The sequence below is a fragment of the Pseudomonas abieticivorans genome, assembly GCF_023509015.1.
Lineage (GTDB): Bacteria > Pseudomonadota > Gammaproteobacteria > Pseudomonadales > Pseudomonadaceae > Aquipseudomonas > Aquipseudomonas abieticivorans.
Window position 1 is genome coordinate 5,103,530 of sequence record NZ_CP094975.1, and the last position, 23,641, is coordinate 5,127,170.

13 protein-coding genes and 4 pseudogenes are annotated in these 23,641 nt (G+C 60.0%); 6 read left to right on the plus strand and 11 right to left on the minus strand.

The features are described 5' to 3' along the window. Positions 1–75: 75 nt before the first annotated feature. Together mobH and L9B60_RS23320 are read right to left on the minus strand one after the other, a co-directional pair. Positions 76–1,607, minus strand: a pseudogene (gene mobH / locus L9B60_RS23315) (MobH family relaxase); the annotation flags it as partial. Continuing rightward, positions 1,606–2,715 (minus strand): annotated as a pseudogene (locus L9B60_RS23320) (conjugal transfer protein TraG N-terminal domain-containing protein); the annotation flags it as partial. The pseudogenes mobH and L9B60_RS23320, both read right to left, overlap by 2 nt. Here L9B60_RS23320 and L9B60_RS23325 point away from each other — a divergent pair. From L9B60_RS23325 to L9B60_RS23345, 5 genes and pseudogenes are all read left to right on the plus strand, one after another. Next, positions 2,676–3,038: pseudogene (locus L9B60_RS23325) on the plus strand (ATP-binding protein); the annotation flags it as partial. The pseudogenes L9B60_RS23320 and L9B60_RS23325 sit on opposite strands and share 40 nt — an antisense overlap. 368 nt (positions 3,039–3,406) lie before the next feature. Then, positions 3,407–5,083, plus strand: coding sequence for a hypothetical protein (locus L9B60_RS23330; protein ID WP_249673328.1), 1,677 nt, complete (start codon positions 3,407–3,409; stop codon positions 5,081–5,083). Beyond that, the gene (locus tag L9B60_RS23335) at positions 5,037–7,709 is read left to right on the plus strand and encodes a hypothetical protein (protein ID WP_249673329.1); all 2,673 of its coding nucleotides are present in this window, start codon (positions 5,037–5,039) and stop codon (positions 7,707–7,709) included. The genes L9B60_RS23330 and L9B60_RS23335 overlap by 47 nt, the downstream gene beginning before the upstream one ends. Next, on the plus strand, positions 7,709–10,879 hold the full coding sequence (locus tag L9B60_RS23340; RefSeq protein WP_249673330.1) for a hypothetical protein: 3,171 nt from the start codon (positions 7,709–7,711) through the stop codon (positions 10,877–10,879). Before L9B60_RS23335 ends, L9B60_RS23340 begins: the two co-directional genes overlap by 1 nt. Further along, positions 10,876–13,335 carry a hypothetical protein gene (locus L9B60_RS23345; RefSeq protein ID WP_249673331.1) on the plus strand — a complete coding sequence of 820 codons (2,460 nt, stop codon included), beginning with the start codon at positions 10,876–10,878 and terminating at the stop codon, positions 13,333–13,335. The genes L9B60_RS23340 and L9B60_RS23345 overlap by 4 nt, the downstream gene beginning before the upstream one ends. 85 nt (positions 13,336–13,420) lie before the next feature. Here L9B60_RS23345 and L9B60_RS23350 read toward each other — a convergent pair. From L9B60_RS23350 to L9B60_RS23390, 9 genes and pseudogenes are all read right to left on the minus strand, one after another. Beyond that, positions 13,421–13,661 (minus strand): annotated as a pseudogene (locus L9B60_RS23350) (tyrosine-type recombinase/integrase); the annotation flags it as partial. A 76-nt stretch (positions 13,662–13,737) separates the two neighbouring features. Further along, complete coding sequence (locus tag L9B60_RS23355) at positions 13,738–14,064, minus strand: Arm DNA-binding domain-containing protein (protein ID WP_249673332.1); 327 nt, start codon at positions 14,062–14,064, stop codon at positions 13,738–13,740. Between the two features lie 526 nt (positions 14,065–14,590). Further along, complete coding sequence (locus L9B60_RS23360) at positions 14,591–15,799, minus strand: hypothetical protein (protein WP_249673333.1); 1,209 nt, start codon at positions 15,797–15,799, stop codon at positions 14,591–14,593. A gap of 129 nt (positions 15,800–15,928) precedes the next feature. Then, positions 15,929–17,260, minus strand: coding sequence for a spinster family MFS transporter (locus L9B60_RS23365; RefSeq protein WP_249673334.1), 1,332 nt, complete (start codon positions 17,258–17,260; stop codon positions 15,929–15,931). A 56-nt stretch (positions 17,261–17,316) separates the two neighbouring features. After that, positions 17,317–18,348, minus strand: a complete 1,032-nt coding sequence (dmpG, locus tag L9B60_RS23370; protein ID WP_249673335.1) for a 4-hydroxy-2-oxovalerate aldolase — start codon at positions 18,346–18,348, stop codon at positions 17,317–17,319. Positions 18,349–18,358: 10 nt separating this feature from the next. Beyond that, the gene (locus tag L9B60_RS23375) at positions 18,359–19,279 is read right to left on the minus strand and encodes an acetaldehyde dehydrogenase (acetylating) (RefSeq protein ID WP_249673336.1); all 921 of its coding nucleotides are present in this window, start codon (positions 19,277–19,279) and stop codon (positions 18,359–18,361) included. Positions 19,280–19,316: 37 nt separating this feature from the next. Beyond that, the gene (locus L9B60_RS23380; protein ID WP_249673337.1) at positions 19,317–20,108 is read right to left on the minus strand and encodes a fumarylacetoacetate hydrolase family protein; all 792 of its coding nucleotides are present in this window, start codon (positions 20,106–20,108) and stop codon (positions 19,317–19,319) included. Positions 20,109–20,165: 57 nt separating this feature from the next. Next, positions 20,166–20,939 carry a glucose 1-dehydrogenase gene (locus tag L9B60_RS23385; protein ID WP_249673338.1) on the minus strand — a complete coding sequence of 258 codons (774 nt, stop codon included), beginning with the start codon at positions 20,937–20,939 and terminating at the stop codon, positions 20,166–20,168. A 41-nt stretch (positions 20,940–20,980) separates the two neighbouring features. Further along, the gene (locus L9B60_RS23390; protein WP_249673339.1) at positions 20,981–21,961 is read right to left on the minus strand and encodes a flavin reductase; all 981 of its coding nucleotides are present in this window, start codon (positions 21,959–21,961) and stop codon (positions 20,981–20,983) included. Between the two features lie 217 nt (positions 21,962–22,178). Between L9B60_RS23390 and L9B60_RS23395 the strand changes: the two genes are divergently transcribed. Then, positions 22,179–23,615 carry a coniferyl aldehyde dehydrogenase gene (locus tag L9B60_RS23395; RefSeq protein WP_249673340.1) on the plus strand — a complete coding sequence of 479 codons (1,437 nt, stop codon included), beginning with the start codon at positions 22,179–22,181 and terminating at the stop codon, positions 23,613–23,615. Positions 23,616–23,641: the final 26 nt, after the last annotated feature.

Here is a 23,641-nt window from a genome sequence, read left to right on the forward strand (position 1 = left end):
TCTAACCAAGCGGGGCCCTGAAGCCCCGCGATAGCATTGCCGCTTCTCGAAATCGATGCTCACTACGGTTGAGAGTTAATGTGCTGTCAGTCTCAGAAACGGATTGTTCTCCAGCAGGTTATCGCTGAGCACCTGTGAGTCCTTCAGCAGATATCCGTTGAGTTTTCCACGCTTGCGAGGCCCCTGCACGTGGCACGTCCAGATATTCTGGCCATCAGCTCTGCGCTGGTGAAGATTCAGTTTTTCAAAGTGCTTTTGCACTCTTAACCAGGCTTCCGACCTTCACCGTGGTTACATTCCGGTAGGCGCTCCGAGGTGTAGCGCTGGAAGATTCCTGTCACCAGAAAGTACGTGGCGTTGACGGTATGCACTTTCGCTTGGCTGTCATTGATGATCAGCGAGTGGTTCTGCAATCCGGTTCGCAGCCAATCCACGAACTGGTGACCAAGATTGTCATTGTTCTCTGGGGTTGTCACCGGCTCGCTGGAAGGTGTGTCACTAAGCTCGAGCTCGGGCGTTTCAAATAGCTCCAGGAGAGGCCCTAGATAGTCACTGTCATCGGTGTCGGAAGGACAGGGCACCGGATGTTTGGGCCGGTTCGCATTGGCTGATGCAGGGTCGGCCGCTGTCGGTGTGGCGTTACCGGTACCGGGCGAGGTTGGCGGTTCTGCGGAGTCGGAGGTGACCTCAAGGACTGTCTCGAGGGTGCCGGTGAAAATGGGCGGCCGGATTTCATCCGCCCAGATCAATGAGGGCTGAAGGCGCAGGAAGGTGAACTGTTGCTGCCAATCTTCATCGGTGACCGCGGCGATCCAGATCGCCTTGCCATCGGGCGTAGCCTCGACCAAACCGTGCGACTGCAGTTCATCGAACATGGCGATGTTGGAGGAGGGGATGCCATCCACGGGCTGGGCCAGCAGGTAGGCCCGCAGCTTGTCCGTGGCGGTTTTGCTTACCAACCACAAGTGCTCAGCGGTGAGCCAGCCGGCGGCGCCAGGCTGATTGAGCTTGAACTCGTTTTTCACCAGGTTACGCAGGCCGCTGAGAGGTGGTGCTGCAGGGAGTGTATGGGTGCCTGCAGGGCCTTGCTGGGGTTGGCGCCGATGTGTTCTGTGCCGTCGAGACGCGATCGGCCTGCAGTACCAGCTCGCCGAGGATGCCGGCGTGCTCGTAGTGGTTGGACAGCAGGTACAGCAACTTGCCCCATAGCGCTGGATAACCACTGAGCCAATCGAGGATGGCGCGGTCCAGCACCTGGGTGTACAGCAGACCGGCAGCGACGCCGTGCAACTGGTAATCGCCGCCCTTCAGGTAGCGAAAACGATAAGGCTGATCCAGGAGGCCATGCCAGGGGTGCCAGGGTTGGCCGTCCTGGTATTCGACCTGCAGGTCGACGGCGATCTTGCCGATGTCGTGGAGCAGGGCGCCGTAGGCAACCCTGGCACTCCATGCATCGGCTTGGGCCGCTTGGTATTCCGGGGCGGCACCGCTGGGCAGCAGGTAGGACTGGCGCGGCTTGAGGCTACAGGCCACCAATTCCAGGCCATGATCGAGCATGCCGCCGGGTAGGCATGGTGGTAGCTTTCACTGGCCGGCAACTGCTGGACTCATCGAACCTAGGAACAACATCGGTAACACGACAAACATCGCCCCCATCACGTATTCAATAACCTGCGCTGTCACAGTCCCGTCTATGAAACCGGAGGTTGGAAGCGACAATAGCGTCTGGTCAGTCGCAGACACCTGGTTATACAAGGTGTCCAGCATGCTCGAATCCACCCACCGAGCCAGCTCCCACCAAAACGTCAGCATGTGCAAAGTGAATAGCGCGAACGTGACTGTCATCAACGCCTTCAACTGGTAGGTGCTGATCAGCAACACCAGTGGCAGGCTGATGATTGCACCCAGGATCAGGAACGCTTGCACCATCGGCAGTGCCGCCCGTAACGCATTCATCGCCGGAAAATTGCTGAATGAGCCAAGCGCCAGGCCAGTATTCGTGGCCAGGTTGTTCAAGCCCTTGGTGATCGAACCGCCTCGGGCGTTACTGCAATAGTCCTGGAGCAGGCCGGGGGACATGCTGATGGGCTGCTGCCGCGGGCTGACCAATTCGCGTAGCGTGGCATCTTCAACCTCGGTGTTGGTACATCCGGTCAACCAGCCCTCCAGGTGAGAGATCAGCGAGGGGTCAACTTCGGCAAGCAGGCGTGCTCGCAGACCCACATTGGCATCGCTCCACCATTGCTTGCAATTGGGGTAGCCCGCCCCGTTGGCCAACTGAGGCAACGACGTGTCGCGAGCCTCGTCGTAGGGCCATGCGACCCTCGGCGTTCGCGATCGGTCGGTATCGTAGTAGCCCGCCGTATTGAGGAGGTAACTCGAGCCAATCCAGGACGCGTCGTAGCTTTGCGCCTTGTCGAGCTCTGGCCGATTGGTAAACAGCCGCGACCGCGAGTAGCCGTAGCAGTCTCGAGTGAAGTCCGCGACCTCCTGCAGCAATACCTGATTGCTGATGCGGGAGCTGTCGATCTACATGCGCATTTCGCGGATATCGGGTGCGCAGGGTATGGTGGCCGTGGCAGCGGCGGTAATGCCCTTGCTCAACGCATGCACGAGGAACCACCACACCGGTACGTTCGCCGACTTGGCGCCGATCGTGTTAAACGTTATGCCCCAAGGCCTTGATCCAGCAACTGAGCAGCGGCCAGTGGCTGCGCGCTGGCCTGAACCTGATCATCGGCGGGCCGACGGGTGTAGGCAAAACCTGGCTCGCCTGCGCGCTGGCCCACAAGGCTTGCCGGCAGGTTACAGCGTGCGATACCTGCGCCTACCGCGTCTGATGGAAGAACTGGGCTTGGCTCACGGCGACGGCCGCTTCGCCAAATTGATGGCCTGCTACGCTAAGACTGACCTGCTGATCCTGGACGACTGGGGGCTTGGAACCGTTTACCGCTGCGCGACGCCGCGAAATGCTCGAACTGCTGGACGACAGCTACGGCAACCGCTCGATGCTGGTTACCAGCCAAATGCCGGTGGAAAAGCGGATTTTCCCAATAGCCGCTGATACAGCTCCCTTGCGATCGTCCCGTCTTGGAACATATCCGGCATTGCACTTGCAACTTTGTAATTGCGTTCCCGGAGGTCAAAGCTTCGACATGTCGATACGGAAGTACTGTTGTTCTTGGCGATCTGGAGTTTTCGGCAGTAACCTAAAAGTTAATATTTCTTAAATTGTGCCATTGTTGCTTTGCTGCTCGTTGTGGTAGCGTTCCTCAACGTTGAGGGCACGAACATGTCGGGTGGGGCGCTTTCGTCTATCAGGCCATTGGTCGACTATGTCGATCCGATTGACATTGCACTCGGTGAATTTCTACCGAGCGACAGTCTCGCTACTCATGATCAGATCTTGTCGCAGATCCTGGTATCCAGTGTTTGGAGTGATCAGGACGAGAGTGGGTTTACCCTTGGTGCCGAGTTCTATCTCGGCAAGCTGGGCACTCTGTGCCTGCCCGGATTAGAACAACTCAAGCTTTCGTTCAACAACAACAGTATGGCTAAGGGCATCCTCTTTTGCGGAGAAAAGTCATACCTCAAGCTTGAGGATGTCGAAGTTACCCTGCACATCGCACCGGAAATACTGCGCGACGCCCATGGCAACGGCGCAACCATTTCCGCGAATTGCGGTCTACACTTTGATGATAGCACGGGCTTTAATTTCCTCCCGTTCAAGGACGCATCGCTGAACGATGCCCGGATTGCCGGGACCGACATTGCCCTGACGCTCAATGGCATTCACTTCGATCCGAGCTCCGAAGATTTTTTGAGCGTCAAGAGCGGCAGCATTTCCTTGCCCATGCTCTCAGATAGCGCCGGCAATCCGCTCGTACTTCAGGGACAAAAAATCTCCATTAGCCTGGACGGTCCTAGCGGAGTTTTCGAGCGCACGCCAGGAGCACCGCTATCCCTGAACCTGCATGGTTTTGCCTGCGAGATCGACGATGCGCGCGTTTCGCTCGACCACGGGCAATTGGTAGGTGTCGCACTTGGTGGACGCATCGATCTTGGTAAGTTCCTTGCTCCCGGGAGAGACACCGGTTGGGTCGGCATCGAATTCTCGATCGGACCTGGCGGCTTGGTTGCGGCACTTTCGCGTGATGAACCAATCGTCGACATGAAGGTCGATAGCTTGCTCGATCTCGCAGTCGATGCAATAAGATTGGATGGCGCAGGGCAGGGGGGTGATGGAACCCTTTGGCTATCGGGCAACGTGACGCCGAGGTTCAGAGGCGTCAACGGTAATTGGCCGACCTTGGCGTTCGATGAAATCGGCATTGGTCCGAATGGTGGATTGCGATTGGCAAAGGGCGCCACGGTCGCGACGACGCAACCATTCGTGTTGTCCTGGAACTTCCTCAAGCTGACAGTCACGGCCTTCAGTCTCCAGCGCCCCTTGGATGCACCCGATGACCTAGAGCTTCGGATCAGTGCGGCCGTGGACATCATCTCAGGCATGCCGGCCGGAGCGTCGGTCGATGGCCTTGTCGCCCGCTGGCAAGAGCAAAGGCGACGTCGCCGTGAGCTTCAACGGCATCCGGCTAAAGTATGGGACGCCTGGAGGCTTTGCATTTGCCGCAAGCATATCTTGGGACGAGACCCGGTACGCCCTGTCCGGCACCGGTCATCTCGACATTCCATCGATCGACATGCGCCTGGACGTCGTCGTGGAGGCGGCTCGGGAAAACGGGATCAACACGTTCTTCCTGGCTGCCGAGGCGGACCTCGTACCGGGCGGCATCCCGATTGGGACCACGGGCATGTCCCTATACGCGGTTTCGGGCTTTTTGGCCTACAATCTAGCATTGTACCTTCCGCACACCGGTCCACGTCGGTTCTTCGATGCATTTATGGCGCCACCGGCAGGCAGTTTTGCCGCCCGCCGCAAATGGATAACATCTGCAGGGTCGAACGCCCTTGGTCTCGGCGTGGTGATCGGTACGGCGGACGACGGCTGGCTATTTTCCGCGCGCGGCGCGCTCATGGTCACGTTCCCGGATCTTGCGATCTTGTTGACCGCCACGGGTGAACTGCTCAAGGAACGCCAGCCCCTCAACGAAACCGAAGAGGGCAAGCTTGCCGCCTTGCTTGCGGTGTATCCAGCCGAGCAGCTACTCCGGCTTGATTTTACTGCGCAGTGGAGCAGCCCTCCGCTCTTTGAGGTCCAAGGCAGCGGTGGCGGCGAGTTTCGCGGCGACAAGCCATTCGACTTCAAAGTGTGGCTCGGCCAGCGGCCATCCATAGGTGCCCCCGTTTCCGCCCGCGCCATCAAGCTCGGGTCGCAGTGGCTGATCAACTCCGAATTCTGGTTTGGTCTCGATGCCAGGCGGCAAGCCGACATCGGCATTCGCTCCCGCATTGAGCTGAAAGCCGGGAGCGGGGGACTCTATGCTGAGATCGTGGCATCTACCGGTGGCGAGGCCATTCTCGCCTGGCGACCCTTGCAGTTTGAAGGAAGCCTCGCCTTGCGTGGAAGGGCAAGGCTCGTGGCAGGTGGACTGTCACTGGGCATAAGCTTGTCGGCTGGGTTCAACCTGCAGCTCGATCGCCCACGGCGGCTTGAGATTCCCTTGAGAGCCTGTATCGAAATCGATCTCGGATTCACGAGCTTCGAAATCTGTCTGGCTTTCACGTTCCTTTGGCGCAACGAGCAGGCGCCCGAGCTGCCTGCGCTCATCCATGGATTGACCACGCTACCCCGTTTTTGGGAACCACGGCCCCGGCTCGGCACCGATAATCCCGTAGGCAGTGGCATTTCCCACCATCTCTCGGAGGAAAACTTCGGCTCGTTCGACCTGGGAATAGTCCCGCCCCACAGCGAGCTTGTCCTCGAATTTTCCAAGAGCATGTTCGTAAGCCCGGCAGTTACGGCGGCTGCAAGTCTTAACGACTTGGCCACGCCCTTTCCCCAAAAGATCGGTTCGACGTCTGGCTGGTTGGCGAAATGGACGCTTGAAAAAATGGAGCTGCTCGACGTGTCCAAGGGGCGTCCCGTCGATCTTTTTGGAACATTCTCGCGCTCGCCACTCACCAATACGGACAAGAATTATACGCCGCGGCCTCCCAACACGGAGCTCCGGCTGCTTTCCTCGCGTCGCTTCGGTTCTGACGGCTCACTGGGAGGAGGTGGCGCCGAAAACTCCTCGCCGATCGACTGCGCGCCCAAGCCTACGATTGTCACCAAGTGTATCAAGCTGGTGGATCTCCAGGTCGGATATGGATTCCTGGCCAACGGATGGCTCTACCATTGGAGGCCGGACAGGAAAGGGAGCCAAACGAGAGACAATCGCTACGGTGTCGGGATGGCGATTGGCGACATCTTCGAAATCTGGATTCCCATTGAAATCGACGAGGTCACCGTTGCCTTGGCGGATTATGTCCCGAAGCAACCGCCAGTTCCCGGGACCGAGAAGAAGCGCCCTTTTCCCAATACATCGCCCGAGCCACTTCGGTTCTGGGGGGAAAATAGGAAGATATTACTCGAGCTTTGCTTGAGCGAGCTCGTTGCCGATGCCAGCCAGGGACACCAAGTCTGGGAGGGGTCTTCCGGCAAGGAGGAATGGAATGTCGATCCCGAGGCTCGCCTGCTCATTCCCGGCCATCGATATCAACTGGATCTTCAGATGTCCGGGCAACTACTGCGGGGAAGCGGCAATTCCGGCGCGCCGTCGGCCTACCATCGGACCTACACGTTTACCGCAGATCGGGCTCCTGACTGGTTGAACGGACTAGGCCGAGCAATCGATGCTCGCTATCCGGATGACGGGGTTCGTCCGATTTATCGGGACTATGATCTGGTCGTCCTGTTCAAGGACACCTTTTTCAACGCTCTCTACAAGCTGGATAAGCGCCGGCTTGGCGTTCGCCTTCGAAACACAGATGGCGAATTGGTTTCCACTGCCGATGGCGGCGTACTCCTCCCAACTCAATGGGAATTGGGAAAAGCCCAGCGCTCTCCTGTCGAGGAATGGTGGCTCGAAAGCCGGCGGGATGACCAAGCACACCCGTGTGAAGTCGGTGTTCCCGAGCCAGAGCAGGGCGAGACTTGCCTTCCGATTGCCTTGAAGGACCTGAATCTGCGGCCGCAGATCCGCTACTTTGCGGAATTGGTCGCTGTCGACGATGGCCCTGACAGTGCAAACGCAACGCCACCCTTGGCCAGCTGGAGTTTCACGACCTCTCGCTTCAAGACGTTCACGGATATGTTCACTCCGTTGCCGTCCTCGACGCCGATTGGCGTGACGCAGCTCTATCCGAGCGTCTCCCAGAGATTCGAGGACCTAGCCAAGGCGTTCTCCTTCCCGGTCATTCACCTACCCCTTCAGGCAAGCGCAACGCCCATGTTGATTGGGAACAGGCTGGTGTATCTGCTGATTGAAGCACCCGAGCCGATGGATGATGAAGCCGGCAGGCTTTCGATCAAGATCGATCATGTCCTTCTTGCCAAGCCTCCTGTTTTCAATCTCGACAAAACCCGGCTAATCGCCGAACTCCCGACGCCTGTGGTCCTTACCGATCCCGATCAAAAGGTCGACCTGTCCCTGATATGGGTGGCTGAACCCCAGGACGCGCCGCGCCACCTGAGGCGTACGATTTCCGGGAAAGCCTGGAGCGAAACAATCGGATGGAAAATCTCGCTTGGAGGATTGTTCTGATGTCAAACGATCTCCAGGTTCTTGCCCGATTTCGCGAGCCGGTTTCCGGGGATCCCCCGGTTGCCGCCGTGCGGTGGGCATTTCATGCGGAACGTGATTTTCCAGAACATGGATTCACGCTGACACGCACCAACATGGGCAATGCCGAGATTGTCGCCAAAGATCTCAAGCTGCCCGGCGCGATCCAGACGACAGGTGGTACTTGGCAGATTGACCTCCAGAAATTGGAAAAGGACCGGGTCAAGCGCTCGGCAATCCCCTATGGCCCAGCGCTGCCGTATAAGCCAGGTGCCGCCAGCCTCTTGCCGGCCCTTGCCTTCGCATTGGCCAATCCGGATCCGCAGTTTCTTTCGTTGCAGCTCGAAGCCGTCGCCAAGATGTTGGGCGAGCCACACCTAAGAGACGTGGAACTTGATCAGGACCATTGGCACGGCAATCCGGTCCCGGACTACACGGAACTCCTGGCGATGACCAACGGGACGCCCGACGAACGAGATATCTACGAGGCGGTCGTCCATTACTATCAAGATCGAACGAAGGCTTACCTTGCCTATGTTGCAACTCATTTTGGCATGGCGAAATTCCTGGGGCTAGGCATAGAAGATGTCCTGCCAAACGGGATGGGCGGAATTGTTGATTACGTGGTGACCGCAAATTGGCCGAAATCGGAAAGCAGCAGCACGCGAGCTGATGATCCCGGTTCGGGATGGCCCGCCGAGCCAATTCGCCTTCGGATAGACCAGGCTGATACCACGATCGGATATCCACCATATGGTCGGTTCTACGGCGCACTTGCCAAATGGAAGCCCGTACGTCCCGCTTCCGACATCGCAGCGACATCTCCAGATGACGAGACCCTGTTTAGCCACCTCGTGAACAACGCCATGAGGGGGCCGCGCGTCTATCCTGCCCCCTTGGCCCGCATCGTTTGGGATGCGCAGAAATCGGAAGGTAACCCTGATGAGCCCGCTCCACTTCTGACCAAGGATGCTCATGCGTGGCGCATCGAGCGGCAGGTCCTCGGAAAGCACACCGCCGTCGAAGAGTTCGCGCCTGCCTTCGATCCGTCAGGGCCCAAAATTGAGGTTTGCCACGACGGCGAGATGGTTCTGCGAACAACGGACCTGTTCTTCGAGGACGATGTCGATTTGCCTTACGGCGAGGGCCCGCTTGAAGGCTGGAATTGGTATCGTGTCGCTGGAATCGATCTCTTTGGGATTGCAGGACCAATGTCCGATCCTGCGCCGGTACGGTTGCTGGACAAATATGCGCCGCCGCCGCCGATGGTTCGTATCGCCGCAGAACGGGTGGAATTTCCCGCGGGAAATCCAGGTTCGGTCATGGTGGGCATGGAATGGGATGGGCTGCGGGAACACATGGCCCCCGATACGGCACAGTTCAGGCTTCACCAGACCTGGATTGCGGTCAGATATTTTGCGCTGGCGGTTACTGCGGTCATGCCGATCACGGGAAGCCAGACCGCGCTCAACTGCGTCCAGGTCGACATTAGCCTGGCGGACGGCCAGGGAACGGCAATCGATCAATCTCTCCTTAAGAGGTTCGTCGGTGGCTCCTTGCTAACCGCCGATGGCGAATATGCGGTGCTAGGCATCCAGGGACACAATACGTTAAGGGTCCGCCGTTCGGGGGGGCGTGAGCCAACCGTCGGCGACGGCTCGCTTCGCTATGCCGACGCAGCAATAGAGGGGCCCCCTCAATTCTTCCAACGCCGCCCGACAAGGGTTGGCGGTGTTCGCGTCGTGACCGTTTCGCCCCTCGTCGTCGAGTTGTTGGACGAGAGCGACAACCTGATAGTGCCCGGCGTCGGACGCATTCATTTCCATCTGCTGAACGAGAGCTTCGCCGTTGAGCCGGAGGGATCCAGGCAACAGTTCGCGGTTCGCCCCCCGGGGCCAACGGAGGTCTCGGCGATCGCGGTGTTCATCGCACTGATGTCACTGCCAGCAGGCGAAACTGAAGCGTTTCTTAATGGCTCACCAGGTCTTTTCCTGCCAAGCCAGGTGAATAATGCGGCTCTGTACCCGCCAGCTGGCTTCATGACCGGTACATTGGAGATTTCCGCTCATGCCGTGGATGGCTACGGAAATGAGAGCACAAAAGCAGAAGCGATCGTCGTTGCTTCGGCACACGTGGAGCCAACTGGCCCCGAGTGGGTCGAGCGGCTTTGGGCCAAGGACTCTGCCGAATATATAGACCAGGCTTCCGTCTCGCTTGCATGGCCGGCGATCCCGAATGCTGTTCGTTACGACCTTGAGCGAGCATTGGAAGCCGCCCTTGGATGCACGCCGCTCAGTTCCGACGATCTACTTGTATCGGCAGCTCGAGTCATAGCAAACCACGGAGCGTTCAGTCGGATCACCAGCAGCGCATTCCTGCCTCGACATGTCGACTACCTGCCCGGGCGTGCGCCGACACGCGCGATTTACCGTGTAAGAGGTGTTTCGGCCGCTGGCACGCTCGGTGGCTGGATTCTTGTCGCACTTGTTCGCGTGACGGACGTACGTATTCCGGCGAAGTCTGTCTTGCTCGGGGTTCGACCGCACCCGACAGAGGAAAGGACTTTCATTTGCACGTGGACACAGGCAGGGGCGCCCGCAGGGATCGGCTTTGCTGTCGAGCTCCGCGACGTTGCCCTGGTCGGCGAAGATGAAAGCCGTTGGGAGCGTGTCGTTGATTTTTTTCCGAATGGTATCGCGGCGGACCTTGCTGGCCGATTTACCGCGGCCGTTGGCCGGCGCCCGCCTGGACGTTGGCAGGAGGTGCGCATCATACCCGCGCGTCATGCGCTGGATCCGGATGACCCGCGCGCGATCCTGACGAGACGTATCGAGGGAGAACCATCGAATCCCATGCGAGCGCGCGCCAACGGTGAGCTTCATGCACCCGCGGACCTTCGCACCTCAGTTTCGCACGAGGGCAGGGTTGTGCTGAACTGGCGCAATGAAGACGAGTATGAACAGCTGGAGCTCAGGCGACGTGCGCCCGGCGGCAGTGGATTCGAGCGCCGGCTTGTTGGCGGTGATACGGAGACATTCCAAGAGCCCGAACCTCTCCTATCCAGGGGAGCGTGGACGTATGAGCTCGTCGGGATCGGTGTCGGGCGCCGCGCCACCTCGCAACGGGCGATTGCGATTTGGGGTGATGCATGACAATCAAATTTGGCCCAATGGCGTTTCGAGTACCGATAAGCAAGGCGGACCGCGCCAACATCGCCGACCCCAAAGTCGAACCCGGTGACGGGACAAGTTGGCCGCGCGAAACCGCGGCCATTTCCGGAACCTGGCCCGGAGGGGCTTTCAAAAACCTGCCGGCCGTTCGCCCAATCTTTCCCGGAGCTATGCGTTTCATCGCCTTCAATCCCGGCGAAGTGCCCACGCTCTCGCAGGTCGAAGCGAACACAAAGGACGGGCGGGTCAACGATGCTTATCTGGCTACGTTGCAGTTGTCTGGCACGCTGCTGGTCCGCGCTCAGCACGCCAAGCATTTGACAGACATTGCGTCGGCGGGAACGATCGATGCTATCGGGGAGTGCCCGACCCTTGCGATGTACGGACCAGTGCAGTTGAGCAGCGATTTTCTGCGAAAGGCTCTCTTGGATTTCAATACTGGGCTGCTCGCGGCATCGTTGAACGAGGGACTGTCACCGATCAATCCTGGTGATACGGCCTGGGAAGCGCGCGCTCTTTTTTACTTCCTAAGCGGTAACTACGAGCCGGTGCTGAGAGCAGGGGCCGCATTGTCAAGCGACGATGCCGAACGGCTTCCCATGCCGCAATTGCCCCTGACCTACAACAAATTCACGCTTAATATCGCCCTGGCTTGGACGCGTGAGCCAGCAGCTGAACTGTTTTCCCCGAAATCCAAGGACCTTGAAATCATTCCCGCGTTGCCTTTCATGCGGCATATCGGGGCCAAGGGCATTCGAGAGCCCATCACCGGAGATTCGCTGATCGAGAAATTGTTCGAGGGAGAGGGATCCAGCGAGCCTTGGGTTAATCGCCTCAAGGCCAAGCTTAAGAAAATGGGATTTGGAGCGCTGGATGACAGCCTTCCTCTCGAGCAGACCATTCGGGAGTTTCAGATTTCTGCTGCGAGCCCCATCGCCGCGCGCGCAAGGACAAATCCCGCGCCGGAGATTCCCATAACGGAGTCACAGCTTGCCTTGCGTCATTTCGATGACCTCGTCGCAGTCGAGCACATTGACAGCTACCTTGGGGTGGTCACTGGCCGTGCGAACCAGAGGACGAGAGAGTTGGTCGACCAGTGGCACCGCGACGAGTTCAGGTCTCCACTGCTGATTGTCGCCTACAAGGATGAAGACCTCGATGCGAAGGGACGCCCAAAGTTTGGAGCGGAGCCTGCCTTCAACGACATTTGGTCAAGACAGGAGGTCAAGAACAGCAAGCTGCGGATGTTCGCGGCCGATTTCACTCGCCGACCGGATGGCTCCGGTTTTCCCGAAAGCGCACTCGAGGCCATTGGCTACTATGCCTCGTTTGGTTCGGGTGGTCCGGACACGCTAAAGCCGAATGCCAACCTGTGGGTCGACTTGGCTGAGGTCACACCGGAACGTTTACTCTCACTCGATCAGGCGGATCTCATCAAGGCCATGACTCCCGGCGGAAGCAAGGAGTTGGCGGATATTGCCTCGAGCTTCAAGATCATTCGGGCAGTCTCCGAGTGTGAAAACCTAGGGTATCTCGACCAAATCAATGCATATGACAATGCGGGTGTTTCCTACGGCCCCTGCCATTGGGCAATGGCGGGGGCGGTAGGGGATCCAAAAGGGGCGACCGAACTGGGCGGCTTTGCAGCCTATCTGCGCTATCTTGAACGCGAAGGTATCGCTCCGGAAGCTGACGTGTTTCTCCCTCAGGGTATTGCGGCTTGGATCGGCCAGGACAATGATGCGTCATCCATTGCCCGGTTGACGGCCGGAGCCGCCTATTACAGCCAACTCTGCTTCCTCGATGACCGAGCCAAGCCTCGCGCCATGACCTCGGATGGGGTGCGATCCATGATCCCAAGCTGGAGGTCATTTTATCGCTGGGTACAAATAGGACGTCGTCACCAGCAAATTGGTCTTGGCACCTGGCGCATGGCGTTAAGACGGCTATATCGACTTGCTGGTGTGCCCATCGAGCTTCCTTCCGCCGCAGAAGGGGAGCCGCCGACCGTGATCAAAATGGGTAATGCATTCAGTAGCGAGTTGCTCATGGCGCAGCTGACGCGGTGGAACGTCAAGGCGCCAGGTGGGGTCGTTAATGGCAGCCGTGACAAGGAGAAGGCGAGCCAATACATTGTTCGAGCCGTTCAAGCCGCCCGGCAGGATGCCGCGAAGGTGTCGGCAGGAATCAATAGCAACGAATTCGTGGAAGCTCTCGGGCGCCGCCTCCGCGTCCAGCTGGAGGCGTTTGTTAAAGATATGGCTGCCAAGAAGATAGATCATTCAGAATTACCCAGGCACTTTGACGAGATAGCAGATCCAAAATGGGTCGATGATTCTGGTGCGAACCAATACGCCTACCAGCTAGACGGAAAGCTCCGCAAACTGCTCAGGGATCATGGGACTGTCCGAATCGCATCCCTGAAGCATGAACCGTAAGGCGCGTGTCGTCTTGGGCGGCGGTGGACTCCGTAAGAGATCACCCCTGCCCAGCCGATCATCCTTGAACAAGCTCGAGCTTCTCGCCCGGCATGCGGTGTGACAGAGACAGTTCCAACACGATGGGATCGATGCCCAGGTTCATGGGTAATGGTGCGGTAGGTGGCCCTGAATCCATGGGCGGACATGTCGTACTCGGGCCAGATCTTCTAAAACGATTTGAGCATGGGGGTCGGGTTTATCGGCCGTCCGAGATAGACCGGTGAGTCGAAGACCCAGCCGTTGCCCTCATCATCCACCACGCGCGTCTCGCGAAGCAGAATCAGGTCTGTTGGCGCCGATTTAGAAATGACCCGAAGCCTATTCCGGGTCATTTTCCGGACATCGGAAACACGTAGGTGGTCAGGGTGTTCGTCCACTGTTGGGCATGCTTGGCATTTTTCCAGCCCGGGGGTGCGCTTCGATGTAGTCGAGGGCACAGGTACGGAAGGTGTTCCCCAGGCTTTTCTCCCGGGCGATGCGTGCCGCTTCTGCCAGTCGGAGTGCTTTGGCTTTCTGTTCCAGTGGATCGATGCCTTCGCGGATCAGGGCGCGTTGTACATCGGCGCGGGAGCGAGCTTCCTTCAACCCGTAGCGAGAGTAGGGGCCCAGGCCGATTTCCTTTCGCTCGCCCGCCAGTTGGTAGCGCAATACCCAGGCTTTTCCGGACTGGCGAATAATCAGGCGCATACCGTCGCCGTCGTCGTACTTGCCAAAAATCCGTAAGAGCTTCAAGCAGTTTCGCGGTGAGCTTGGGCATGGTGGCGACCTTCCAACGTGAATATCTGGTCCCCCATTTGGTCCCCCACTGAGACTCGGATTCGGGCGGAAATCAGTGGGACATGGAAGACCTTTTGAGTCTTAAAAGTGCCCAAAAATAGCCGGGATAAAGCGTCCTTACGTCTATCTATGGACGCCAATGGTCGGATGTGGAAAGTGCCGATAATGACTACGCTTCCGCCATCATTTCTACGTTAAAGCCCTGATTATTCAGGGCTTTTTCGTTTCTGGGGTTTGTGCTTCCGGCTTGGGTAGCACGCAGGTCTCCCACCCGTGCAGGTGGCAGTTTGGCTCTGCACATGAAACATTCTTTATTGCACGACGTAAGCGTGATTGCCCCGCTCGGCAAGCCCCTAAGCGGATCTATTCCGACTCCGCTTGAAAATTACCAACACAAACAGGCCATGCTTGGCACGCCACAACGCCTTTCAAAGCATCAACTCGCAGCGGTGGCTTTCGGCAACTTCACGACATCGCTGCTCTGCGTCGACACGCAGGCGTGCGAGTATTTCGGCCAATCGCCCAGCGGGGTTTTCAGCAGGCTGCCGGGGCAAAGAAGCAGTACATCGCCGAGCGAAAACAGCGGAAACGCAGCCACTACAGGCAATCCCGTTTTCGGCTGCACTCCCCAAGCAACTTCATCGAAATCCTTGAGCTCGAACCCTTTCATGATCCTGTACTGAGAGACGGTTTGCTCTCGCACCCCCATCATTCCGGCTGCGGTGTAGACGATGGTGGAGCTTGCACCAGGGAAAACGATAACCACGCCAACGATAATCGCCAATGCAGCGGCGAACGACCGCAACATCCGGGAGGCTATGTTTCTTCGGCTAACGAAGAATATGAGTGCCGGCAAAAACAGCAGGGCCATGGCCAGTATCGAAAGAATCATCAGTGTGTTGGCCGCGTCCGGCGTGTCAGCCCCAATGTAGGAACGCAGGAGCAGACTCATGGGAAAGGCGGCCGCAAAAACGGCGAACGCCACGACCAGATAGGCAGATATAAAGATGGTAGTCTGGCTGCGCCATGATGCTAAATCTCTTGGAAAGCTTGCCAGGGCGACTATTTGCAGGCCCGTGCGAAATCGCACGGAGCGAAGCGCAAGCAGCATTGCTAACAGGCTAAATAGCATGATGATCGGTGCGGTAAGCCAATGTTCTGCCGTGGGGAAGCGAAACACCACGATCATGAACGCGGATGAGCCTACGATCGCCGGCGCCAATAGCAGTCTGGCTATGTGAGCCTGGAGGGAGGAGGCACTGCCGAAGGTTGATACAGCCATTGCATAGATGATGGTCGTGGTCAGCATGATGACCATGTAGAGCAACAGCAGTAGGCCGGCCAACCCCATCCACGGTAAAAGTGCTGCAAACTTCTTCTCAAGCACAAGCGGTAGCAGATCAATCCGTCCGATTGCCTTGGCATAGGTCATGAGAATCCCGAAGCTCAAGATGGCGCTGATAAGTGCGCCCAGCCAGCTGATTGAGCCGAAGTTGCTTTTTGCCAGCTTCGCGGCGGCCCCAAGCTCCTCGAAAAACAGCTCCCAGCTCTGTTTTTGCTTCCGTTTCCTGCTATCGCTACCCACGTTGACGATCTCTTCTTTGCTCGACGTTTTGCCGTATTGGCGGTTTCTGATGTGCGACATCCCTTTGAGCTCAGTCCCAAGGAGTCGAAGCATATTATCGGCGGCTATTGTGCATGCCTGAGGCGATGGTAGGCACCATCGGTCACGCCCTTGCCATAGTTGATGCCGTCGTTGGCAATGATGAAACCATCACCGGCCGTGAACTGCTGCCTGCCGAAGGAGCTCACGCAATCCCATTAAATGGTAGTAAGTACGCCACAGCAACCCGATCGGTAGCACAATCGTGCAACTGATCAACAACAACGCATAGCGCAACGATTGTTCGCCGAACACCGGCAGCAGCGTATCGCTGAGCAAGCCGGCGGCCAGCGGGCCAATGCCCACGCCGAACAAGGTCGAGATAATCGTCTGCAACGCCACGGCGGTGGCCCGGCGGTGGGCGGGTACCAGTTGGGTCAACAGCGAAAACGAAGGACCTACCCACCACACCGAGAAAAAACTGCTCAACGCGCACCAGAGCATCGCGCTGGGCACCGGGACCGGGCCTACCGACAGGAGGATGCCCTGTGGCCACAGCAGGTAGGTGATCAGCGCCGTGCTGCCAAGCACATGGCCGAGCAGCGGGATGCCGATCTGCCAATGCGGGTTTTTAAGCGCCAGGTGGTCGGTCAACCAGCCGCTGAACAACGCCCCGAGCCCGGCACAGGTGCCGCCGATCAGGCCCGCGAGCATGCCGGCATACTGCAGGGGCAGGCCATGGGAGCGTACCAGGAAGCTGGCGTTCCACATGGCATAGGCGTAGGCACTGAAGGTGGTGATGCCACAAGCCAGCACCAGGCAGCGGTAGGCTGGCTGCGCCATCAGCTCGCGCGCGCTGCCCAGCAGGCTCGACACCGGGTGTGCGGCGTGCGTTTGGCTGAGGTCAAAGCGCCCGCGCGGCGGGTCGCGCGTGATTAAAGCGAACACCGCACTGATCAGCAGGGCGGGCAGGGCGACGGCAAAAAACGCACTGCGCCAGCCGTATTCCTCCACCATCCAGGCGCCCACGCACAAGGCGATGATGGTGGAGAAGGTCGGCGCCGCGGTGTAGCAACTGATCGCAAAAGAGCGCCGATGCGGGGGGTAAATGTCGGCGATGATCGACAGGGAGGTCGAGGTGCTGGGCGATTCGAAAACGGCCACCGCCATGCGCGCGATCACCAGCATGGCGAAGCTTGCGGACACACCGCAGGCCAGCGTGGCCATCGCCCACAGCAGTGAGCAGGCGGCCAGCAAGCGCGTGCGCGACAGGCGATCGGCCAAGCGCCCGGCCGGTAACCCCAACAGCACATAGACGGCGGCGAACGCCAGGCCCGAAACCAGGCCCATGGCAGTATCGCTGACGCCGAATTCCTGTTTGATCGGCTCGATCATCACCGCAATGATCTGCCGGCCGACAAAGTTGCCGGCATACATCATCGCGAGCAGAAACAACAGGCCATGGCTGCGCCAGCCAATGGGTGCGGCAGGTATACTGCTCATGGAGGGCTCCGGGATAATGGGCAAGGGCCCAGGCAGCGCCCGGGCCCGTGGTGCGCTCAGGCGCGGGCCTGGCGTTGCCTGGCCAAGGTCATGGCGGTGTCTTCGATCATGTCTTCCTGGCCGCCGACCATGCCGCGCCGGCCCATCTCCACGAGGATTTCGCGCGCCGGGACGCCGTACTTCTTCTCGGCCCGCTTGGCGAACAGCAGGAACGAGCCGTAGACACCGGCATAGCCCATGGTCAGTGCGTCGCGGTCGCTGCGGATCGGGAAGTCCATGATCGGCACCACCAGGTCCTCGGCCACGTCCTGGATGCCAAATACGCTGACCCCGGTTTCGATGCCCATGCGGTCGCACACCGCAACCAGCACTTCCATCGGCGTGTTGCCGGCACCGGCGCCCAAGCCCGCGCAGGCTGCGTCGATGCGCGTGGCACCGGCGGCGATGGCAGCGATCGAGTTGGCCACGCCCATGGCCAGGTTATGGTGGCCATGAAAGCCGATCTCGGTGTCCGGCTTGAGCGCTTCCCGCAGCGCGGCCACCCGTGCGGCCACGTCATGGGGCAGCAGGTAGCCTGCGGAGTCAGTGATGTAGATGCAATTGGCGCCGTAGCTTTCCATCAACTTGCCTTGGCTGGCCAGGCCTTGCGGGCTGTTCATGTGGGCCATCATCATAAAACCGACGGTGTCCATGCCCAGCTTGCGCGCTGCGCGCAAGTGCTGCTCGGAAACGTCCGCCTCGGTGCAGTGGGTGGCGACGCGAAGGGTATTGACGCCCAGCTCGAAGGCCATCTGCAGGTGATCGACCGTGCCGATGCCTGGCAGCAGCAGGGCGGACACCTTGGCGTTTTTCATCAAGGGGATCACGGCCGACAAGTACTCTTCGTCGCTGTGCGCTGGAAAACCGTAGTTCAGTGAACTGCCGCCCAGGCCATCGCCATGGGTCACCTCGATCAGCGGCACGCCGGCGGCGTCCAGGCCACAGGCGATGCTTTTCATCTGCTCAAGGGTGATCTGGTGGCGCTTGGGGTGCATGCCGTCACGCAGGCACATGTCGTGGACGGTGATGCGTTTGCCCTGAAGATCCATGGTGCGCTCCTTAGGCGATGGCCTGTGGTGGGGTGAGGCTCAGTGAGCCCTGGAGAATGGCTTCGGCGAACAGCTCGGCGGTGCGCGCGGCGGCGGCGGTCATGATGTCGAGGTTGCCGGCGTACTTGGGCAGGTAGTCGCCCAGGCCTTCGACTTCCATGAAGATCGACACGCGGTTGCCGTCGAATACCGGGCCGTTGACCAGGCGGTAGCCGGGTACATAACGCTGAACCTCTTGGATCATGGCGCCGATCGCGGCGCCGATGGCGGCCTGGTCCGGTTCGGTTTCGGTCAGGCAATGCACGGTGTCACGCATCATCAGTGGCGGCTCGGCGGGGTTGACGATGATGATCGCCTTGCCTTTTTTCGCGCCGCCCACCTGCTCAACGGCGGCGGCAGTGGTGCGGGTGAACTCGTCGATATTCTTGCGGGTGCCGGGGCCAACCGATTTGGACGCGGCAGTGGCGATGATCTCGGCGTAGGCCACCGGTTGCACGCTGGACACCGCCGCCACCAGCGGGATGGTCGCCTGGCCGCCGCAGGTGACCATGTTGACGTTCATCGCGCCCAGGCCCAGATTGTGCTTGAGGTTGACCGGCGGCACGCAGTAAGGGCCGATGGCGGCCGGGGTCAGATCGATCATCAACACCCCCAGGGCATTGAGCTTGCGACTGTTCTCGGCGTGGACGTAGGCGGAGGTCGCATCGAAGGCGATCTGGATGCCATCTTCCAGCACATGGGGCAGCAACCCGTCGACACCCTCGCTGGTGGTCTTGAGGCCCAGTTCAGCGGCGCGCGCCAGGCCTTCGGACGTGGCATCGATGCCCACCATCCAGACCGGCTCCAACACCTCGCTGCGCTTGAGCTTGTACAGCAGGTCGGTGCCGATGTTGCCCGGCCCGATGAGGGCGCATTTGATCTTTTTGCTCATGGCAGTGGTCTCGATCAGAGGAAGAAAGGGCCGCGGTTCAAGGCACGAAATTCAAGTGCAACTCGCCCAGGCCACTCAACGACAAACTGATGGCGTCGCCCGGGGCGACCGGTACCAGTGGCGCCAGTGCTCCAGACAAAATGATTTCGCCCTTGCGAAACGGGATGCCCAGTTTGCCCAGGGTATTGGCCAGCCAGGCCACGGCGGCGCAGGGGTGGCCTTGTACCGCCGAGCCCAGGCCGCTCCCGGCAGGTTGGCCGTTCTTGAACATCTGCAGGCAAACCTTGGCCAGGTCCAGTTCACGTGGGTTGACGCGCTCGGCGCCCAAGGCAAACACCCCGCAGGAGGCGTTGTCGGCCACGGTGTCCTGAATGCGGATCTGCCAGTTTTCGATCCGCGAATCGACGATCTCGAAGCACGGCAGCACCCATTCGCTGGCGGCCAGCACATCGTCAGCGGTAACGTCGACACCGTGCAGGTCTTCACCCAGCACAAAGGCAATTTCGCCCTCGGCCCGCGGTTGCACCAGCGTGTGGGCTGCGAAGCTGACAGTGCTGTTGTTGGCCACCTGCATGCGGTCGGTCAAAAAGCCAAAGTCGGGCTGGTGCACATCGAGCATTTCTTGCACGGCGCGGCTGGTCACGCCGATTTTCTTGCCAATCACCTGGTCGCCCAAGGCTTCACGGCGCGCCAGGAACCGCAGGGAAATACGGTAGGCGTCGTCCAGGCTGATGGCCGGATAACGCTGGGTCAGCGGTGCCAGGCTCTGGCGTGTTTGCAGGGCGTTGAACAGTTCGTCGCCCAAGGCTTCAATCAACTGCGTATCCATAAAAAAAGCTCGCTGCGTGGCAAATGAAAGGGATACCGGCTGCTTGCAACCCAGGGCCTAGCCCGGCCAGACGGTAGAGTCGGCACCGCCATCGACCTCGATGACCTTGCCGGTGACCCAGGCCGAGGCCGGGCAGGCCAGGTAAAGCGCCGCGGCGGCAATGTCTTCGGGGGTACCCAGGCACTTGAGTGGGGTGTTGGCTTGCATGGTGTCGCGCATGGCCGCAGGCATCACCCCGGCCAGGGCGTCGGTCAGGATCGGCCCGGGCGACACCGCATTGACCCGAATCTGTGGCGCGAACTCCTGCGCCAGCAGCCGCGTCAGGTGGGTCAATGCGGCCTTGGCGCTGCCATAGGCACTGAAGTGCCGCTGGGCATAGCGGGCGGCGACCGAGGTGATGTTGACGATGTTGCCGCCGCCGGCCTCGCGCATCAGGGGTACGCATAACTGGGTCAGGGCATAGGCGGCGGTCACGTTGAAACTCATCACCTGCTCGAAGGCCTGCGGGGTCATCTGCAGCGGGTCGTTCGGCCCGCCGCCGCCGGCGTTATTGACCAGGTGGGTGATGCGGCCCATGTGCTCGCAGGCGTTGCGGACCAGGGCGATGCGTTGTTCGCTGTCGGTCACATCGCAACTCAAGGCCAAGGCACGGCGGCCACGGCTGCGCACTGCTTGGGCGACGGCCTCCACGTCGGCCAGCGAACGGGCGCTGCACACCACGTCGGCGCCGGCATCGGCGTAGGCCAGGGCGATGGCACGGCCAATGCCGCGGCTGCTGCCGGTGACAATGGCGACACTGCCGGCAAGGTTGAAGCGTTGCAATAGGCTCATGGCGGTCCTTATTGTTTGGATGGGGCTAGCGGATGCGGCGCTCAGCGCGGCGCCCAAAGGTCGGGCAGGCCGGGGTCGGAGCTGGCGATCAAGCGCTTGAGCAGCACCTTGAGCGCTTGCGCGTCACCGGCACCCAGGCGCGCGGAAATATCCTCCTCGACGGCCTTGGCCAATGCCACTTCTTGCAGCGAAGCCTCGCGGCCGTCGGCGGTCAGCACGTAACGCACCTGGTCATGCCCCAGTTCACGGGCCACCAGGTGCTGGCGTTCCAGGAAGCGCATACTCGAATCACTGACCACATGGCCGGTGTAGCTCACGAATTTATTGATTTCCTCAAGGCTCAAGTTGTCGCGTATGCACAGGGTGGAGAGGATAAAAAACGCGTGCTCATCCAACTGCTGGTTCTTCAGCAACCGGCGTAACGCATGCAGCATCTGGTAGTGCGCGCGGCCCAGCAGGTAACCCAGCAAATCTTCGGTGTAACTGCATTCAGGCGGCGGCGGGGTGGTGGCCAGGCGCAGTTCGCTGCGTGGCTTGCGCATCGCCAAGGCGTATTGGCCGCTCTGGAAGGCCAGCGGTGCACGGTCGCTATGGTCGAAGGCAAGCACTTCGCCAACGAAAATCACATGGTCGCCGCCTTCGTATTGGAAGGCCGTGCGGCACTGAAAGCGTGCGGTGCAGTCTTGCAGCAGGGGCGCGGCGCTGATCCCGGTATCCAGCTGTATTTCGGCAAACTTATCTTCACCCTGCCGGGCGAAACGACCGGACAGCAGCTCCTGCTCGGTCGACAGCACGTGCACGTTCCAGTGCCGGCCATTGCTGAACACCGGTAGGCTGTGGGCGTTCTTGGACAGGCTCCAGAGCACCAGCGGTGGGTTGAGCGAAACCGAGTTGAAACTGTTGGCCGTGATGCCGACCGGCGTGCCATCTTCGGCCTGGGTGGTGATGATCGTCACCCCCGTGGTGAAGGTGCCGAGCGCGGCGCGAAAGGCTTGAGGGTCGAAACAGGCGGGCATTGCCATGATGGGCCTCATGGATTGAGTGTGCGTGCCGGCAGTATTCCCAGCAAAACGGGGCGTTGCATCGTCTCAACGGACTAACGTTGTTGGCCCACTCGTCCACTTGGACGAGGCGCCCGGCCGGTGGTCTGCGGCAAGTTGCGGGTCAGGGCGTTGGCGAGCGACGGCCTGGGTGGGCACAGCGAGAAACGCTGGCCCTTTTACAGTTGAGGAGGTACCCATGGGTTGTGCAATATCTTCCACCGACGAGCTGTCGGCCCTGTTGTCTGAACAAAAAGCCGCGTTCAACGCGCAAGGCGCTGCCAGTGCGCCGCAGCGTCGCGCGCGAATCCAGCGGGTGATCGACCTGCTGGTGGCGCACCACCCGGCGCTGACCGAGGCCATGGATGCCGATTTCGGTGGTCGCCCCCAGGGGTTTTCGTTGATGAATGATGTGCTGGGCTCGTTGGGCTCGCTCAAGCATGCACGCGATCACCTCGAAGGCTGGATGCAGGATGAGCCGCGGCCGGTCTTCAGCCCCTACGATCAACTCGGCGCCCAGGCCTGGGTGATGTACCAGGCCAAGGGCACGGTGGGCATTCTCGGCACCTGGAACGCGCCGCTGTATACCTTGCTCAGCCCCTTGGCCTCGGCGTTGGCGGCGGGTAATCGGGCCATTCTCAAACCCTCGGAAGTGACGCCACGCACGGCGGCGCTGTTGGCGCAGTTGTTTGCGCAGCTGTTCGACCCACTCGAGGTGGCCGTGGTTACCGGCGGCGCTGATCTGGCCCAGGTGTTTACCGCGCAGCCGTTCGATCACCTGGTGTTCACCGGCAGTACCGCGGTGGGCAAATCGGTGATGCGTAACGCGGCGCAAAACCTGGTGCCGGTGACCCTGGAGCTGGGCGGCAAATCGCCGGTGATCGTTGGGCGCAGCGCAACCCTTGGCACCGCAGCGTTTCGCCTTGCACTGTCCAAGACCACCAACAGCGGCCAGGTCTGCATCAATCCGGATCTGGTCTACGTGCCACGTGAGCAACTCGAACACTTTGTGCAGGCTTTCGCCAGCGCCTACCGCGAGTTTGTCCCCCAGGTGAGCGACAACCCGGATGTGGTCGCGGTGGTCAATGCCCAGCACCTGAGCCGCGTCGAGAACCTGGTGCAGCAGGCCGCGCGTGCGGGTGCCCGGGTGGTGAGCTTGCCCTATGCGCAACCCGCCGATGGGCAAAACCGCCGACGGCCATTGCAACTGGTGATCGACCCGCCGCAGGACAGCCTGATCCTGCACGAGGAGATCTTCGGCCCGGCGATGGTGCTGTTGCCTTATGACGAGGTTGATCAGGTGATCGCCCAGATCAACGCCCGCCCGCGGCCCCTGGCCCTTTATTACTTTGGCGATGATGCCCAGGAGCAGCGCCACGTGCTGAGCCACACCGTGTCGGGCGGCGTCACCCTCAATGACGTGATGATGCATGCCGCCTTGCATGACGCGCCTTTTGGCGGCGTCGGTGCCTCGGGCATGGGGCATTACCACGGCCGTGAAGGCTTCATCGAATTCAGTCACATGCGCACGGTGCTCAAGGCCCCCGAACACGATCCGCGTCGCGAATGGGGCTTGCTGCCACCCTACGGCGAACATTTCCTGGCCGCGATGCTGGCACAGGTCACCGCGAACTGAGCGCGCCAGCCGATCTGAACAACTTA

Excerpts from the sequence above, each read along its gene's own strand:
- L9B60_RS23335 (WP_249673329.1), top strand. The coding sequence starts at position 5,037 with ATGGTCACGTTCCCGGATCTTGCGATCTTGTTGACCGCCACGGGTGAA.
- L9B60_RS23340 (WP_249673330.1), top strand. The coding sequence starts at position 7,709 with ATGTCAAACGATCTCCAGGTTCTTGCCCGATTTCGCGAGCCGGTTTCC.
- L9B60_RS23345 (WP_249673331.1), top strand. The coding sequence starts at position 10,876 with ATGACAATCAAATTTGGCCCAATGGCGTTTCGAGTACCGATAAGCAAG.
- L9B60_RS23355 (WP_249673332.1), bottom strand. The coding sequence starts at position 14,064 with ATGCGCCTGATTATTCGCCAGTCCGGAAAAGCCTGGGTATTGCGCTAC.
- L9B60_RS23360 (WP_249673333.1), bottom strand. The coding sequence starts at position 15,799 with ATGTCGCACATCAGAAACCGCCAATACGGCAAAACGTCGAGCAAAGAA.
- L9B60_RS23365 (WP_249673334.1), bottom strand. The coding sequence starts at position 17,260 with ATGAGCAGTATACCTGCCGCACCCATTGGCTGGCGCAGCCATGGCCTG.
- dmpG (WP_249673335.1), bottom strand. The coding sequence starts at position 18,348 with ATGGATCTTCAGGGCAAACGCATCACCGTCCACGACATGTGCCTGCGT.
- L9B60_RS23375 (WP_249673336.1), bottom strand. The coding sequence starts at position 19,279 with ATGAGCAAAAAGATCAAATGCGCCCTCATCGGGCCGGGCAACATCGGC.
- L9B60_RS23380 (WP_249673337.1), bottom strand. The coding sequence starts at position 20,108 with ATGGATACGCAGTTGATTGAAGCCTTGGGCGACGAACTGTTCAACGCC.
- L9B60_RS23385 (WP_249673338.1), bottom strand. The coding sequence starts at position 20,939 with ATGAGCCTATTGCAACGCTTCAACCTTGCCGGCAGTGTCGCCATTGTC.
- L9B60_RS23390 (WP_249673339.1), bottom strand. The coding sequence starts at position 21,961 with ATGGCAATGCCCGCCTGTTTCGACCCTCAAGCCTTTCGCGCCGCGCTC.
- L9B60_RS23395 (WP_249673340.1), top strand. The coding sequence starts at position 22,179 with ATGGGTTGTGCAATATCTTCCACCGACGAGCTGTCGGCCCTGTTGTCT.